We start from the raw sequence: 16,068 nt of genomic DNA, 5'->3' as shown, positions 1-16,068 counted from the left end.
AGTGAGTTTGGCGATATAGAAATCGCTTTGCTCTATTTTAACAACATTATTATTTACTATTAAAACAAAGAGCGTCAAAATAAAACCTAAATGACCAAAAATAAAAAGATCGCCTAAATTGTTTTTAGACGACCTCTTTTTTATTGACATTACACCATTTTCTATAAAGATTTCAGTTCATAAATTAATCTCTCATGCATAATATCTGTGTAGTCCAAATGGGTTGCCATTCTCAGTTTTCTACTTCCCATACTAATTATATGTATATTTTTATTGGCCAAAAGTGTCATAAATAGATTCTCATCAACATCATCATTGAGTTGAAAAACAACAATATTAGTCTCTATAGGTTCTACAGTTTTAATAATAGATAATTTGGCTAACTCCGCTCCTATTTCTATTGCTTTTTTATGGTCTTCTTTTAAATTCTCCATATTGTTTTCTAAAGCAAATAAACCGGCTGCAGCTAAATAACCTACTTGCCTCATATTACCTCCAAAAATTTTTCTAATTCTCAAGGCATCTTTCATTATTTCAGAATTACCAACTAGAAGAGACCCTACAGGACATCCTAAACCTTTACTCAAGCATACTGAGATGGTATCAAAAATTTCACCGTATTGATTAGGGGTTTCTTTTTTTTCAACTAAAGCATTCCATAGCCTTGCCCCATCTAAATGTAGCCCTAATTTATTTTTATCACAAACCGTTTTTATTTTCTTAATCTCATCAAAACTCCAACAAGCACCTCCGCCTTTATTTGTAGTGTTTTCAATGGCAACTAAGCTTGTTTTACTGTAATAATAAGCTTCAGGGTTTATAGCTTCTTCAACTTGTTTAGCTGTAAACATGCCTCTATTACCATCAATCAAATTACATGAAACTCCACTATTAAAAGATGCGCCACCAGACTCATAATTATATATATGCGCATATTTATCACAAATAACTTGGTCGCCTGGATTAGTGTGGAGTTTCAATGCTGTTTGATTAGCCATTGTACCGCTTGGAAAAAATAAAGCTTGTTCTTTTCCAAACATTTTTGAAATATACTTTTCTAATTTGTTTACTGTTGGGTCTTCTCTAAACACATCGTCTCCCACTTTGGCGTCCATTATGGCCTCCAGCATGCTTTTTGATGGTTTGGTAACAGTATCGCTTCTTAGGTCTATGAACATAACATATATTTTATTTATAAAACTATAAAATATATTCTGATGCGAGTAAGTTTCTTTGAAAATTAATTCTCCTGTAGATGATAAAGAAAAACATCACCTTATATGATGATCAACTATTTTTCACCAAAACTATAGTTTTAGTAAAAAATTATTTTTTGAAAATTATTTTTCCCTTTTAAAATAAAATTTTTACGTTCTGATTGTTCTTTAAATACCTGAACCTCATTAAAGTGAACAGGATTGTAGTAAATAAAATCGCATACAAATTTCATTAAAAATTCATATTCTAAAGATTGCCATTCAATTTTCTTGAACGTTTTATTTTCTCCATCAAAGCCAGATAAATTGATAACTTCGTGGTCTTTTTTATTGGTATCAAATTTATTACTTGACTTTGAAAATGACTTCTTAAAGTCTTTTAATTTAACATCTGCTTTTTTCAATCTTAAATACGCTTTTACTTTCATTTTTAAGAATTTAAGATTAGCTGAGAAAATAGATTTTAGATTATCTTTAGAATACACAACATGATAATCAAAACCATAAATCATATTGCTCCATCTTCGCTTAATTGGTAAGTCGCCATGACCAAAATCAAACATAGAATATCCATTATTAATGCACCATTCAATTTGTTTATAAAAAGCGATATTTCCTAAACCAAATTTTCTGTAATTAATATCATAAGATGGTACAGAATTTATTAATATGTCCTTAAAATGGTATTGAATATTTATTTGTATTGGTTGGGCTCCATTAAAAATAACAAAAAATGATGCTTTTTTTAAATTTATAAAATCAAATAAGCTATTGTATATTTTTGGCCATATTTGAAAAATATAATTAGAGTCATTTCGTTCTTCAAATCTATTTTTAAGCATATTATGAAGACTATCCATAATAAAATCATACTCATGCCTCTCTATATTTCCATAAAACAGAGTATAGCTCACTTCAAAACGGGTTTCTAAACGTTTAATATTTTTAAAAATCACATAAGCATTTTTGCTTCTAAATTGATTTTTCATATAACTTCTTACATCCGTAAATTCATTTAATTTAGCTGCATATCCTAGTCTGTTTTCTTTTAAAACCCTTTTATTAAATAATGCATCATACTTAATAGAAAGAAAATCTGGTACAATTTGAATTGAATAAATTTTTTTCTCGCCTTGTCGTTTTTCATTAATGGGATTCTCAGATTTATAGAGTAAGTAGTCATTATCCTGATAAGCAATTTTTGAAATACATTCTGGAATGTTTTGTTTTTCAAAAAGGTCATCATAAAAATTGATTCTGCTAATCTTTAAATTTGACATAAAACTTAATTTAAAAAGAACTTCTTTTTATTTTTATTTCCTTGGATGTAAAAAGCTTTTAATTGTTTATCAAAACTAAAGACTTTAATATCATTCACATTTTCTTGATACAGATATAAAAAATCATAGATTATTTTTCTAAGACATTTGAATTCATCTGTCTTCCAATTTATTTCTTTGCAAGTTGAATTTTCTTCTGTTTCAAGATACTTCTCAAAACTAACTTTTACTTCTCTATCACCTTCATTATAAGTTCTTTTTTTCTTGAGTCGCTGCAAGTATAAATGAAAGTTTTTTCGTTTTAAAAACTCCTTAATATATATTTTACAATATTCAAAATTACCAATTATAAGACCTAGAATAGAGTTCTTTTTATATAAAATATGATGTTCAAAAGTATAAATATCATTACACCATCGTCTTTTGTACTGCAGATCTCCCCATGCTAATTCCATTAATTCATAATCATTTTCTACACACCAATCTATATTTTTATAAATATCGATATGACCTAAACTAAATTTGTGATAGTCGGTGTTATAAGAAGCTATATTACTAAAAACAATACTACCTGACAGATAATTTAAAGATATTCCTATGGGTTCTAGTGAGTCATAAATAACAAAAATAGATGCGTTTTTTTTCTTTAAGCTATTGTAAAAAAGTTCTTTTTTTTGTTCCCATTCACCCAATACTTTATGTGTTCTCTTTTTTTGCCTAAACCTTTTATCCAACATGTTCCTTAAAGTTTCTAGTAGTTTATCATATTCTTCTTTAGATATATCATTATAATACATTTTGTAAGAAATATTAAAACTGTGCTCTAAGCGGCGAATGGATTGCCTTACCATCTTTCTAAAACTACGGCTAGAATGACTATCTATATATGCTTTAGCACTTGATAATCCAGCCATATCAATTGCAAACCCCTCATTGGCTTGTTTAATTTTAATGAATTTAAACCTATTTTTATCAATTGAATAGTTAAGATAATTAGGAGCTAAAATATTTGAATAGACTAAGGAATTTGTCTTTTTTGGTGCGTTAAAATTAGTAAAGCCCTTTTTACCTTTATAAGATAAATTAAGATAACAATCAGGTAATCGTAGGTTTTGAAATAATTCCTCAAATAAGTTTAAATTGCTACAAAGATTATTCATAAAAGACTTAAAAATTAAAGAAAACTTTTTTTGTAATACTAAACTCTTGATAAATCAATCATAGAATTTTTAATTATAATAGCATTAAAGTTTGAAAACAAATTTCTATTTTTTTTGAACAGACATCAAAAATAGTCTTCAAATGGTGACATATTTACTTTTATCTGCAAATAATTTTTTTAGCTTTTAATAAAAAAGAAATCGTTGTATTATTTACAATGGCTAGTGAATTTTCATACGGAGAATTCATTTGTAATTATTTTGGTAAATTTGATATGTTCTCATAAAATTATTAAAATAGGTATTACCAACTTTGAGGAAAATTTGACATCTTATGCATTAACTTAGTAAAACATGTTTTTTCAATAGCGAACATCTATTTTTTGTTTCTTTATATCAATGTAGATGTTTATTTTTGTTAAAAATCTTAAACCATGATTACATCAGATCAAATTAAAGATCTTAATACCCGCCTCGACAAACTTAGGCACTATCTTTGACATAGATGCCAAACTTATAGAAATACAAAACGAGGAAGAACAAACTTTCGACCCTAATTTTTGGAATAACCCTAAAGATGCCGAAGCTACTATGAAAACGCTTCGTGTAAAGAAAAAATGGGTTCAAGATTACAAAGATTTAAAAACGCTTATTGAAGACCTTGAGGTTATTTATGACTTTTTTAAAGAAGAGGAAGCTACTTTACAGGACGTTGAAAACAGATATAATAAAGCGGCTACTCTACTTGAAGATATTGAATTTAGAAATATGCTTTCTGAAGAGGGCGATAGTTTAAGTGCTGTTTTACAAATTACAGCAGGCGCTGGAGGAACAGAGAGTTGTGATTGGGCAAGTATGCTTATGCGTATGTACTTAATGTATGCAGAAAAAAGCGGCTTTAAAGTAAAAGAATTAAACTTCCAAGAAGGTGATGTAGCAGGTATAAAAACAGTGACTTTGGAAATTGAAGGCGATTTTGCCTTTGGATGGCTTAAAGGGGAAAACGGCGTGCACAGATTAGTTCGTATTTCGCCTTTTGATAGCAATGCTAAACGCCATACAAGTTTTGCTTCCGTTTATGTGTATCCCCTTGTAGATGATACTATAGAAATTGAAATAAACCCCGCAGATATAGATATTACTACCGCTCGATCTAGTGGAGCTGGCGGACAAAATGTAAATAAAGTTGAAACTAAAGTGCAACTAACTCATAAACCAACGGGGATTCAAATTTCATGTTCTGAAACCCGTTCTCAGCATGATAATAGGTTTAGAGCTATGCAAATGCTTAAATCTCAATTGTACGAAATTGAACTTCAAAAACAATTATCACAACGCGAAGATATTGAAGCTGGTAAAATGAAGATTGAATGGGGAAGCCAGATTAGAAACTATGTAATGCATCCTTATAAATTAGTGAAAGATGTTAGAACAGCTCATGAAACAGGTAATGTAGATGCGGTCATGGATGGTAATATTGATGAGTTTTTAAAAGCATACTTAATGCTAATGGGGCAAAAAGTAGAAGACAATAATCAATTATGAAAAATATAGATACTATAATATTCGACCTAGGAGGTGTTCTAATTGATTGGAATCCAGAATATGTTTTTTTTGATGTTTTTAATGGAGATAGAAAAAAAATGCAATGGTTTTTTGATACTATTTGTACTAGCGATTGGAATGAAAATCAAGATGCAGGCTACCCGATAGCCAAAGCAACAGAAGATAGAGTTTTACTTTTTCCTGAATACGAAAAAGAAATTAGAATGTTTTACGGCAACTGGATTAAAATGCTTGGAGGTGCTATTGAAGGAACTGTTGACGTTCTTAAAAAGCTTATCGAATCAAAAGATTTTAAAGTCGTTGCCTTAACCAACTGGAGCGCAGAAACCTTCCCTATTGCTCTTGAGCGTTTTGAGTTTTTACATTGGTTTGAAGGGGTTGTAGTTTCTGGTGAAGAAAAAACAAGAAAGCCTTTTGATTCTATTTACAATCTAACACTAGAACGATTTAATATTAAAGCTGAACATGCTATTTTTATTGATGATAACTTAAGAAATATTGAAGCTGCTAATAATTTAGGTATTAATGGTATTCGTTTTGAATCTCCAGAACAACTTCTTAAACAATTAAAAACATTTAATATTAACTTATAATGATAAAAATATATCACAATAATAGATGCTCTAAATCTCGAAGTGGTTTAGAAATTTTACAAAAATCAGGTAAAGACTTTGAAATTGTAAAATATTTAGAAAACAGTCCTTCAGTTAAAGAATTAGAAGACATTATCAAATTATTAAATATAAAGCCAATAGACTTAATTAGAAAAAACGAAGCTATTTGGAAAGAACAGTACAAAAAGAAAGCATTAAGCGATTCAGATATTATTTCGGCAATGGTTAAATATCCCAAACTAATTGAACGACCAATAATCATTAATGGTAATAAAGCCGTTATTGGCAGACCTCCAGAGTTAATTCTGGATATTTTATAATCATTACAAACAACTTCTGTTAACAAAAGTTTAACCATGCCCTACTAACCCAAAGAGTAAAAGTGAACGTCGAGACCCAGGAATGGAGGAAGATAAAACTTTTCAGTATGCATTTAACTTCTCAAAGAATTTTGAAGCAAGCAATCATAATAACATTTAATTTTCAATATGAAGATTCAACTGAAGATGTAAACTCTTTAATCTCTGTAAATGGTTTAGAATCTGAAAAGGTTTCTACTTTAGATGACCAAAAGAATATTTTACTACAGTCAGATTACACCCTCCCTATTGGAGAAATGAGCAAAATTGAGCTTGGATATAGAGGTGATTTCTCAACAAGGTCTACAGATTTTGAAGTATCCTTTTTAGAACCCGCATCAGGTGATTTTTTGATTAATAATAATTTAACTAATCTATTTAATTTCAAACAATACATTACGGCACTTTATACACAATTTGGAAGTAAAGTTGGTAAGTTTTCATACCTATTAGGCTTAAGATTTGAAAACACTAGAATCACTCTTGACCAGCCAACCACAGGAGATTTTAACAGAAAAAAAAATCAATGGATTATTTCCCACTGTGAATTTAAATTATGAAATAAATGAAAATCAAAGTTTTAGTTTAGGCTATAATAGAAGAATTAGAAGACCACGAGGTTTTATGCTTAACCCCTTCCCTTCTCGCTCCAGTGTTACCAATGTTTTTCAAGGAAATCCAGGTTTGAATCCAACATTTGCCAGTACATTTGAATTAGGGTACTTAAACAAACTAGATAAACTTACAATGTCTTCATCAATTTATTATACGCAGTCAACAGACGTTATGACCTTTGTAAGTAGATGAACTGGCGAAGTAGTTATTGTTGATGGTGAAGATTTTCCTGTTATAGAAAGAGGCCTTGTTAATTTAGCTACAGATAAACGCTATGGTTTTGAATTAAATCTAAATTACAGTCCGTCAATAAAATGGCGAATTAATAGTGATTTCAACATTTTTAATTTTGAACGTGAAGGCACTTTTAATGGGGTAGATTTAAGTGCTAACAACTAACTTGACTTGGACGGCACGATTAACCAATAAACTAACGCTTCCTTATGATATAGACTGGCAAACAAATCTAAATTATAGAGGTCCAAGTGAAGATGCTCAAAATAATAGAAGAGGTGTTTTTTCAACAAATCTAGCGTTTAGTAAAGATTTATTTAAAGAAAAAGCTTCAATTGCTTTTAATGTGAAAGATGTTTTTAACACTACGTTTTATAGCAATAATATTACTGCCGATACGTTTACCGCTTATCAAGAAATTCAATTTAGAGGAGGGCGGATATTTAATCTTGCGTTTACTTATAGATTCAATAAAAAAAAAACGAGAACGCGAAGGTGGCTTTGATGGTGGAGGTGGAATAGATATGTAATGAACAGGTATAAAAAAAGGAAGCTAAATTAGCTTCCTTTTTTTATATATGAACTACATTTTAAGCTTGACGCTTAGCTTTCTTTTCTTCTCTTATTTCTTTTAACCTTTCAATTAAAGAGCCTCCAATCCAGTAAGGGATTACAAAGGTTATTAAAAAAATCATTAACCAGAATCCTATTGTCAGTATGGTTAAAAATGCTAAAAATCCTAAATACTGGTCAAATTCAAACATAATTATTATCGTCTTTAATTTAATTACTCCGCAAAGATAATGCAAAGGTATGTTTTATACAATATCAAGCTAAAAATTATTAACAGAGTTTTTAACTAATTCAAATTCGGTTGGGGTGTCATTCTCAAATAAGGTTTAATCTCATCAACTCCTTTTGTAAAAATCCCTTTTGCCTCTTCAGTTGAAATTGCAGGGCTTATTACAACATCCTCACCATGTTTCCAATTAGCAGGAGTAGCTACTTTATGATATGCCGTTAATTGTAAAGAATCTATAACGCGTAACAATTCGTCAAAATTACGTCCTGTAGACGCTGGATAGGTTATAATTAATTTCACCTTTTTATTATTATCAATAACAAAAACAGAACGCACCGTTAATTTACTGTCTGCGTTAGGATGAATCATATCAAAAAGTTCAGAAACTTGTCTATCTTCATCTGCAATTATAGGAAAATTAACTGTTGTGCCTTGGGTTTCATTAATATCATTAACCCAGCCTTTATGAGATTCTAATCCATCAACACTAAGTGCTACAACCTTAACGTTACGTTTATCAAATTCACTTTTATACTTAGCTACCGTACCTAATTCTGTGGTACAAACCGGTGTGTAATCTGCTGGGTGAGAAAATAAAATCCCCCAACCATCACCTAACCATTCATGAAAATTAATAGTTCCTTCTGTAGATTGTGCTTTGAAATTTGGAGCTTCGTCCCCTAGTCGAAGCGTTGCCATAATATTTTATATTTTTAATTTAAACTTAAAGTGTAATCCTACTAATTTAATAGATTTTAATATTCTATACACCATTTAATAAGTTATAAAAATGTTAAAAAGAAGTATAGAAAACTAACAAAAATCATAATTAAAAACACCTTAAAACAATTACCTTAGCAACTTAAAATTTAAGCACTATTAAGATGAGTTACAGAATAGAAAAAGATACTATGGGTGAAGTAAAAGTGCCCGCTGATAAACTTTGGGGAGCACAAACTGAGCGCTCAAGAAATAACTTTAAAATTGGACCTTCTGCATCTATGCCACTAGAAATTATATATGGTTTTGCATATTTAAAAAAAGCAGCAGCCTATACAAATTGTGAATTAGGAGTTTTAGCTATTGAAAAACGAGATTTAATAGCACAAGTTTGTGAAGAAATTTTAGAAGGAAAACATGATGATCAATTTCCTTTAGTAATTTGGCAAACGGGTTCTGGGACACAAAGTAATATGAATGTTAATGAAGTTGTTGCTAACAGAGCGCATCAATTAGCTGGTAAAATGGTTGGTGAAGGTGAGAAAACAATTCAACCAAATGATGATGTGAATAAATCGCAATCCTCTAACGATACGTTTCCAACAGGAATGCACATTGCAGCTTATAAAAAAGTTGTTGAAACTACAATTCCTGGTGTTAAACAACTACGCAATACGCTGAATGAAAAATCAAAAGCATTTAATAATGTTGTAAAAATAGGTAGAACACATCTTATGGATGCCACACCACTTACCTTAGGCCAAGAATTATCTGGCTACGTTGCTCAATTGGATCATGGCATAAAAGCCTTAGAAAATACATTATCACATTTAAGTGAATTAGCACTTGGCGGAACAGCTGTGGGAACGGGTTTAAACACGCCTAACGGCTATAGTAAACTAGTTGCTGAATATATTGCAAAATTTACTGGATTACCATTTGTAACTGCCCCTAACAAGTTTGAAGCTCTAGCTGCCCATGATGCTTTAGTTGAAACACACGGTGCTTTAAAACAATTAGCTGTATCCTTAAATAAGATTGCTAATGATATTAGAATGATGGCCTCAGGACCACGTTCTGGCATAGGAGAAATTATTATTCCAGCCAATGAACCAGGAAGTTCTATTATGCCAGGAAAAGTAAACCCAACTCAATGCGAAGCTTTAACTATGGTTTGTGCTCAAGTTATAGGTAATGATGTTGCTGTATCAGTGGGGGGCTTACAAGGCCATTATGAATTAAATGTTTTTAAACCTGTTATGGCTGCCAATGTATTACAATCGGCACAGTTAATTGGTGATGCCTGTGTTAGTTTTGAAGCGCATTGTGCTAGTGGTATAGAGCCTAATCAGGAAGTGATAACGAAATTATTGAATAACTCATTAATGCTTGTAACAGCTTTAAATACTAAAATTGGTTATTACAAAGCTGCAGAAATTGCTAATACAGCCCATAAAAACGGAACAACATTGAAAGAAGAGGCTGTAAATTTAGGTTATGTTGCTGCTGAAGACTATGATGCTTGGGTAAAACCTGAAGACATGGTTGGAAGCTTAAAATAAAACTCTTTTTGAGTATCATAAATAGAAAAAGACAGGTAAAATAAATTTGCCTGTCTTTTTGGTTGGTTAGCTATCAATCCTCAAAAGTTAAATAAGGAAATCAAGACAAATATATAATTAACTAACCTTTTTAAAATTAACATTTGTTAAATTCAAAAAAAAGACACTATCCTAAAAGATTTCATTGATTAAGTAAAAGAGAAATAATTAGTTATTTATCCTTATTCTTCTCTTTTAATTTTTCTTCTAATTCTGCTCAATTGCACAGGAGTAATACTTAAATATGAAGCTATTTGGTACTGCGGAATAAGTTCGTCTATATTAACAACCTTTTTTCTAAGAGAAATATACCTAGCTTTAGCATCCATTGAAATCAATTCTAGCTGTCGCTCTTCATATTTTACGTAAACATTTTCAAGTATCCTATTATACAAATTACTTATATTTATATCGCTTTTACATAATGCCAAAATATCTTGAAAACTTACTTCATAAACTCTGCATAATGTAAGTGCCTCATATGTTAATTTAGAAGGTTGATTTTGTATTAATGCAGTGAGGGACCCAACAAAACTAAAGGGCATAAAAAAGTTTTTATTGAATTCTTTTCCGTTTTCAGAACTTAAATAAGCTCTCATCATTCCAGAAACAAGCATATATATATTGTTTGGCATTTCACCTGGTTTAGCAATAAGCTCACCGGCTTCAAGTTTTTTGTATTTAGCTATATTCTTAAGTTTAGAAAATGTTTCATCAGAAACGTCTAAAAACGAGTTTAGAAATACTAAGTTAGGGTTCATACTACTCATGTTTTTAACACATCCTTAAACGATTTCTTGGCGTGTCTGGTTGTGGAATCAAAAACAGTTGCCGAAACATCTGATTGATATATTATTAAGGGTGTTTTCTTTGCCTTCTAAAATAAGAACTTCCCTCCCACTTTCAATCAATTTTTCTATAATTTGCAAATAAACTTGTTTAGATGCATAATCATTTAGGAAATCTTTAGATAATTCTTCATAGATTATTTAATGTCATACTATCTCTGCCTTCTAAGTTTAGAACTACTGTTTTTATTCCAAAAGATACTAAAACTTTTATCTAATAATCTTTTTCATAATGTATTTGACTCCTAAAAATACAAAAGTTTTTTTATATTTTTTTCAAAGTTGATTCAGATATATGAATAACTGATAACGGTTGTAGTTTTTATAAAAGCATCAATAACATATAGACCGTATTGACATAAATTAATATACATTTTCTCCAGATCTTTATATTCTTTTACTAGCATCAGTCATAATACATCGCATCTGTTTATATATATCCAAACTATTCATGAGCGATATTTTTTTAGATTTAACTCAATAGGAAAGCTTAAAAAGCTAAAAAAAAGCATAAAAAAAGTCTCAAACTTCAAATTTGAGACTTTAATTATTAAATTTTATGGTCAATTTACTTTAAAGTAAATTCTGAGCTAGATACTAAATCTTTTTCGTTGAAAACGTTTACTATATAACGTCCTTTTTCAAAATCATTCTTAGAGGTTACAAACTCACAAACATTGAGGCTTGAATTCTCATAATTAAATTTACTAATTGTACTATAGCTTAATGTTTTTTCTCCAAAAGTCACCTGTTCGTTTAAACCTAAAGTATTGTTTTTTGGGTCAATAACTTGAACATATAATTCTTCATCTCCAGCTTGTACTAAAGCATTTTTTGCAACAGTGAAACAAACTCTAATTTTATCAGCTCTACTCGCTCTTTCAGTTGGAATTAATTTACCAGAAGTTCTTTCAATAACTCCAAATCCTTTTAATCCAACAGTGTTTAAAATAGCTGCGTTAGATACAACTTCAGCTAAAGCATTATTTTGTACTAGCAAAGAGTCTGTAAAAATAGTACGCTCTTCTAAACGCACACGAGTACTATCTAAAGAAGTTGCTAAATAAGAGTTCTCAACTCTTAATGAATCATTTTGAGCCAATAACACATCCATTTCTTTTTGTAATGAAGCATATTTACTTTTATATCTCCATAAACTTTTTACGTTAGTTTCAGAAATTTTTAAAGAATCAATTAACCCTTGTATTCTACCTCTAGCTTCAATTAAATTAGTATTCGATACTTCATTTTCCTCAATAGCATCATCATATTGTTTTGCCATAGCATTTAAGTCGTTCATAACTAATTGCTTTTCTTGAGTAAGCTCATTTTCAACTTTTTTACTACTATTATACAAATTCATAGTATAGAATCCTGTAGCTAAAAATAAAACTATCGCGATCCCCAATCCTACTTTAAGCCCCATATTACTTTTGTTGTTTTCCATAATTACTTGTTTTTAATGTGTTAAGGTTAATATAATTTTTGTTTTAATTGCTTGTTTTAATGCTTTATACAAATAATGCTGTACTTTTATTATTCTTAATTCATTTTAATTCTATGGATAAACTTGTTTTATTTAACAATACTACTTGTAATAAATTATTAAACAAACGCTCTGGCGAATCCAAATTTGGTCAATACGTTCAAATATTAACCGGTATTTCTAACATATACGAACAACTTGAAAATTTGGATGTTACCCATGTTATTTTAGGTTTACCTGAGGATGTTGGTGTATTTGCAAATCATGGAAAAACTGGAACTTCAAAAGCTTGGGAAGCTACACTTAAAGTTTTGTTAAACATTCAAAGTAATAATTTTACAAGAGCTAGCAAGGTTTTAATATTAGGGCATTTCGATTTTACAGAAGAACAGTTAGCCGTGTCAAAATTAAATGCTTCACGAAAAAAAGATGTTTTAAAGGCTAGAAAAATAGTCACTAAGATAGATGAATACGTAACTCACATCATTCATCAAATTGTCATGACTGGTAAAAAACCAATACTAATAGGTGGAGGACATAATAATGCCTACGGAAATATAAAAGGAGCATCATTAGCGGTCGGAACCCCCATTAATGTAATTAATTTTGATGTGAATTCTGGATTAAGAGATGATGAAGGTCGTCATAGCAGAAATGGGTTTAGTTACGCTTTAGCGGAAGGATTTTTAGGTAATTACTTTGTTTTCGGTTTACATGAAAATGACACTTCTGATAAGATTTTTAAAGCACTTGATAAATCAAAATTTATCGAATATAATACTTTTGATGCTTTAGAAATTAGAAAGGATTTAAAATTTAAAAAAGAATTAGAACGCGCCATAACACATGTTTCTGACAGCAATTTTGGAATTGAAATTGATTGTAATGCCATTGAAAATATCCCAAGTAGTGCTATGACACCTAGTGGTTTTAGCGTAAATAAAACCAGACAATTTATTAACTTCTTTGCAAAGCATAAAAACACAACATACCTACATATTTGTGAAGCAGCTCCAACTAAAAAAACAGCTAATCAAGTTGGGAAACTCATCACTTACTTAATTACAGATTTTATTAAGGCACATGATGAATAATATTATTTCTTTTGAAAAACAATATGCCAAAGACTTTTATGATTTGAACATTGAATGGTTAAAAATTTTTTTATGCAGAACCTTATGACGAAGACATATTGAGTAAACCTGAAAAATATATCATCAATAAAGGCAGACACATTTTTTTCGCAAAACTAAGAGATGAGATATTATTGGTTCTGTCACTATAACACCATGCAAATTTAACTCTCCGTTATTTAAATAGTAAAATTCCTCTTTTCTGTAAGCAATTTCAGGAACCCAAACAATACTAACAATATATAGGGTTTTATATTTTTTTTCGCGAAACTAAGTTTTACTAAGTACTTCTTGTAATGCTCAACAAGTTTCCCGCTTACTAGAATAAATTTGCTTCTGTATAAATTTACTTGCTGTAGTTTGTCTATTTTATTCTAACAACTTATGAATAATTGCATATTGTAATAACACAATAGTCCTTGTATCGACTATTTCTCCATTGTTTAACATATTAACGGCATTCGTAAAAGGTATCTCTAATACCTCAATATCTTCGTGTTCACTTTCTAAACCACCGCCTTCATTCACCTTCATATCATCGGTATATTCACCAATAAAAAAATGCATTTTCTCTGTCATTACTCCAGGTGATGAATAGCTTTCATAAATCTTTTTTACCGATTTTAAACGATACCCAACTTCTTCTTCAGTCTCTCTTATAACACAAGCTTCAGGATTATCTTTATCAAGCATTCCTGCAGCAATCTCAACTAAAAACCCATATTCATTACCATTCAAATAGGTCGGCATTCTGAATTGTTTGGTTAAAATAACCGTTTGTTTTTTTTTATTATATAACAAAATACCAGCACCATCACCTCTATCATAGACCTCTCGCATCTGATTTACCCATTCACCACTTCGCATTAAATAGTCAAAAGTGACTCTGTTCAGAATATAATAATTATCTGAAAGTAGCTTCTTTTCTATATTTTTAATTGGCGCACCACTCATTATCAAAGGTTTTTAGCTTTAGTATCAATATTAAACTGATTTATTCATTCGTCAACTTTTCGTTTAAAATCAATATCCACAATAGTATACGTCGTAAATTTGAATTTTTAGATTGAAAAATCTTATAGATAAGCAATTTCGTTAAAAAAACTCAATTTTTAAACGTAAATGGAGATTTACTTTACAGATTTATACTATAATATTATTTACTTCTATTTTATAGACATATATAACAATTGAAATATTACATTTTTATATGTTGATTGAAAAAATTATCTTTAGAAAACTTGAAATCTCAAAATATGAAATTAAAAATCACAATAGTAATTCTCTCGGTTATTTGCTTTACAAACTGTAAAAATAAAGAAGAAAAAGTTGTTGAAAGTGAAAAGCCTTTTGCTCAAAATACTAAAGAACCGCTTTTAAAAATTCATCCTATAGAACACGCTAGTACTGTTGTTGAGTATGGAAATACTACAATATATATAGACCCAACACTTGGAGCTGAGGCATATAAAACGTATGGTACACCAAATTTTGTAGTTATTACTGATGTCCATTTTGATCATTTAGCACTAGAAACACTAAAAGCATTAGATTTAAATAATTCTAAAATAATTGCGCCAAAAGCAGTTATAGATAAATTACCTGATGCATTAGTTTCGAAAAGTATTTTAATGAATAATGGCGATTTAAAAACATTTGATACGTTTAAAATTGAAGCCCTCCCGATGTATAATTTACGTGAAGAAGCGCTAAAGTTTCATGAAAAAGGCAGAGGCAACGGTTATGTTTTTACTTTTGGAATTGAACGTGTATATTTTTCTGGAGATACCGAAGATATAGCTGAAATGAGAGCATTAAAGGCCATAGACAAAGCCTTTATATGCATGAATTCACCTTACACTATGACTGTTGAAAGTGCGGCTAGTGCTGTATTAGAGTTTAACCCTAAAGAAGTTTACCCTTACCATTATAGAGGAACAGATGGATTTAGTGATGTTAAAAAATTTAAACGTATTGTGAATACTGCAAATCCTGATATTGAAGTTGTTCTGCTTGACTGGTATCCACAACACTAAATTTATTTTTTACTTTTTATAACGAAAATATGTTATATTTGATAAGCTATTAACCAAATTTGCTATGAATATATTACTGAACCAACTAGCTAGAGAATCACTAGCTATTTCTTTAATTTCTCAATCTCAAGTTGTAACCGCACTTATTGTTGTTGTTATATTTTTTGGAATTATTCTAATATTAGGTGTTAGGAAATCATACTTACTTAAAAAAGAAAATGAACGCCTTGAAAAAATCAATACTTCTATGAAAGAAGATGAAGCGTATAAAGATTTTACAGATGGGCATATGTATGGTGGTAATTAAAAAGCAAATTAATGATTGAAGTGTTTTTTACCTTAATATTTGTGATATCAGTATTTGTATTAGGGATACTGACAAAAAGAATATTATATA

Annotated in this window: 17 protein-coding genes and 1 pseudogene; 10 read left to right on the top strand and 8 right to left on the bottom strand. The window is 29.9% G+C overall.

Annotated elements, in window-relative coordinates; all coding sequences use genetic code 11:
* Positions 1-161: 161 nt before the first annotated feature.
* The 3 genes from P8K68_RS08355 to P8K68_RS08345 form a co-directional block, all read right to left on the bottom strand.
* Positions 162-1,178: a GntG family PLP-dependent aldolase gene (locus tag P8K68_RS08355; RefSeq protein WP_300249474.1), complete on the bottom strand. Its 1,017-nt coding sequence runs from the start codon at positions 1,176-1,178 to the stop codon at positions 162-164.
* A gap of 137 nt (positions 1,179-1,315) precedes the next feature.
* Positions 1,316-2,497, bottom strand: a complete 1,182-nt coding sequence (locus P8K68_RS08350) for a GNAT family N-acetyltransferase (RefSeq protein WP_300249471.1) — start codon at positions 2,495-2,497, stop codon at positions 1,316-1,318.
* 5 nt (positions 2,498-2,502) lie between these two features.
* Positions 2,503-3,657 carry a GNAT family N-acetyltransferase gene (locus P8K68_RS08345; protein WP_300249469.1) on the bottom strand — a complete coding sequence of 385 codons (1,155 nt, stop codon included), beginning with the start codon at positions 3,655-3,657 and terminating at the stop codon, positions 2,503-2,505.
* 434 nt (positions 3,658-4,091) lie between these two features.
* Between P8K68_RS08345 and prfB the strand changes: the two genes are divergently transcribed.
* From prfB to P8K68_RS08315, 6 genes and pseudogenes are all read left to right on the top strand, one after another.
* A protein-coding gene (prfB, locus tag P8K68_RS08340; protein ID WP_300249467.1) for a peptide chain release factor 2 occupies positions 4,092-5,202 on the top strand; the annotation gives its coding sequence in 2 pieces (ribosomal slippage) (positions 4,092-4,154 and positions 4,156-5,202; 1,110 coding nt in all).
* Entirely contained in the window at positions 5,199-5,816 is a 618-nt protein-coding gene (locus tag P8K68_RS08335) for an HAD family phosphatase (RefSeq protein ID WP_300249465.1), read from the top strand. The genes prfB and P8K68_RS08335 overlap by 4 nt, the downstream gene beginning before the upstream one ends.
* Complete coding sequence (gene arsC / locus P8K68_RS08330; RefSeq protein ID WP_300249463.1) at positions 5,816-6,157, top strand: arsenate reductase (glutaredoxin); 342 nt, start codon at positions 5,816-5,818, stop codon at positions 6,155-6,157. The genes P8K68_RS08335 and arsC overlap by 1 nt, the downstream gene beginning before the upstream one ends.
* 107 nt (positions 6,158-6,264) lie before the next feature.
* Positions 6,265-6,756, top strand: coding sequence for an outer membrane beta-barrel protein (locus P8K68_RS08325; RefSeq protein ID WP_300249461.1), 492 nt, complete (start codon positions 6,265-6,267; stop codon positions 6,754-6,756).
* Positions 6,740-7,210: pseudogene (locus tag P8K68_RS08320) on the top strand (TonB-dependent receptor). Before P8K68_RS08325 ends, P8K68_RS08320 begins: the two are co-directional and overlap by 17 nt.
* A 1-nt stretch (position 7,211) precedes the next feature.
* On the top strand, positions 7,212-7,550 hold the full coding sequence (locus tag P8K68_RS08315) for an outer membrane beta-barrel protein (RefSeq protein ID WP_300249459.1): 339 nt from the start codon (positions 7,212-7,214) through the stop codon (positions 7,548-7,550).
* Positions 7,551-7,635: 85 nt separating this feature from the next.
* On the opposite strand, the gene P8K68_RS08310 is transcribed toward P8K68_RS08315, so the two are convergent.
* Together P8K68_RS08310 and P8K68_RS08305 are read right to left on the bottom strand one after the other, a co-directional pair.
* Complete coding sequence (locus P8K68_RS08310) at positions 7,636-7,809, bottom strand: hypothetical protein (protein ID WP_271560597.1); 174 nt, start codon at positions 7,807-7,809, stop codon at positions 7,636-7,638.
* 95 nt (positions 7,810-7,904) lie between these two features.
* Positions 7,905-8,546, bottom strand: coding sequence for a peroxiredoxin (locus tag P8K68_RS08305; protein ID WP_300249456.1), 642 nt, complete (start codon positions 8,544-8,546; stop codon positions 7,905-7,907).
* Between the two features lie 185 nt (positions 8,547-8,731).
* On the opposite strand from P8K68_RS08305, the gene fumC reads away from it, so the two are divergent.
* On the top strand, positions 8,732-10,129 hold the full coding sequence (fumC, locus tag P8K68_RS08300) for a class II fumarate hydratase (protein WP_300249454.1): 1,398 nt from the start codon (positions 8,732-8,734) through the stop codon (positions 10,127-10,129).
* A 221-nt stretch (positions 10,130-10,350) separates the two neighbouring features.
* Here fumC and P8K68_RS08295 read toward each other — a convergent pair whose 3' ends face one another.
* Together P8K68_RS08295 and P8K68_RS08290 are read right to left on the bottom strand one after the other, a co-directional pair.
* A complete protein-coding gene (locus P8K68_RS08295) occupies positions 10,351-10,938 on the bottom strand; it encodes a Crp/Fnr family transcriptional regulator (RefSeq protein WP_300249453.1) in 588 nt (195 codons plus the stop codon).
* Between the two features lie 646 nt (positions 10,939-11,584).
* Entirely contained in the window at positions 11,585-12,463 is an 879-nt protein-coding gene (locus tag P8K68_RS08290; protein ID WP_300249452.1) for a chromosome partitioning protein ParA, read from the bottom strand.
* Positions 12,464-12,576: 113 nt separating this feature from the next.
* Here P8K68_RS08290 and P8K68_RS08285 point away from each other — a divergent pair, with 113 nt between their 5' ends.
* Positions 12,577-13,596: a formimidoylglutamase gene (locus tag P8K68_RS08285; RefSeq protein ID WP_300249449.1), complete on the top strand. Its 1,020-nt coding sequence runs from the start codon at positions 12,577-12,579 to the stop codon at positions 13,594-13,596.
* Positions 13,597-14,004: 408 nt separating this feature from the next.
* Here the strand turns inward: P8K68_RS08285 and P8K68_RS08280 are convergent, their stop codons facing one another.
* The gene (locus tag P8K68_RS08280) at positions 14,005-14,589 is read right to left on the bottom strand and encodes an NUDIX domain-containing protein (protein ID WP_300249446.1); all 585 of its coding nucleotides are present in this window, start codon (positions 14,587-14,589) and stop codon (positions 14,005-14,007) included.
* 302 nt (positions 14,590-14,891) lie between these two features.
* On the opposite strand from P8K68_RS08280, the gene P8K68_RS08275 reads away from it, so the two are divergent.
* Positions 14,892-15,671, top strand: a complete 780-nt coding sequence (locus P8K68_RS08275) for an MBL fold metallo-hydrolase (RefSeq protein WP_300249443.1) — start codon at positions 14,892-14,894, stop codon at positions 15,669-15,671.
* A 64-nt stretch (positions 15,672-15,735) separates the two neighbouring features.
* The gene (locus P8K68_RS08270) at positions 15,736-15,978 is read left to right on the top strand and encodes a hypothetical protein (protein WP_300249441.1); all 243 of its coding nucleotides are present in this window, start codon (positions 15,736-15,738) and stop codon (positions 15,976-15,978) included.
* The last annotated feature ends 90 nt before the right edge of the window (positions 15,979-16,068 follow it).

It is taken from the genome of Algibacter sp. (genome assembly GCF_029245835.1).
Lineage (GTDB): Bacteria > Bacteroidota > Bacteroidia > Flavobacteriales > Flavobacteriaceae > Algibacter_B.
Note: the sequence above shows the minus strand (reverse complement) of the source record. Positions and strands in the feature narration are given on the sequence as shown.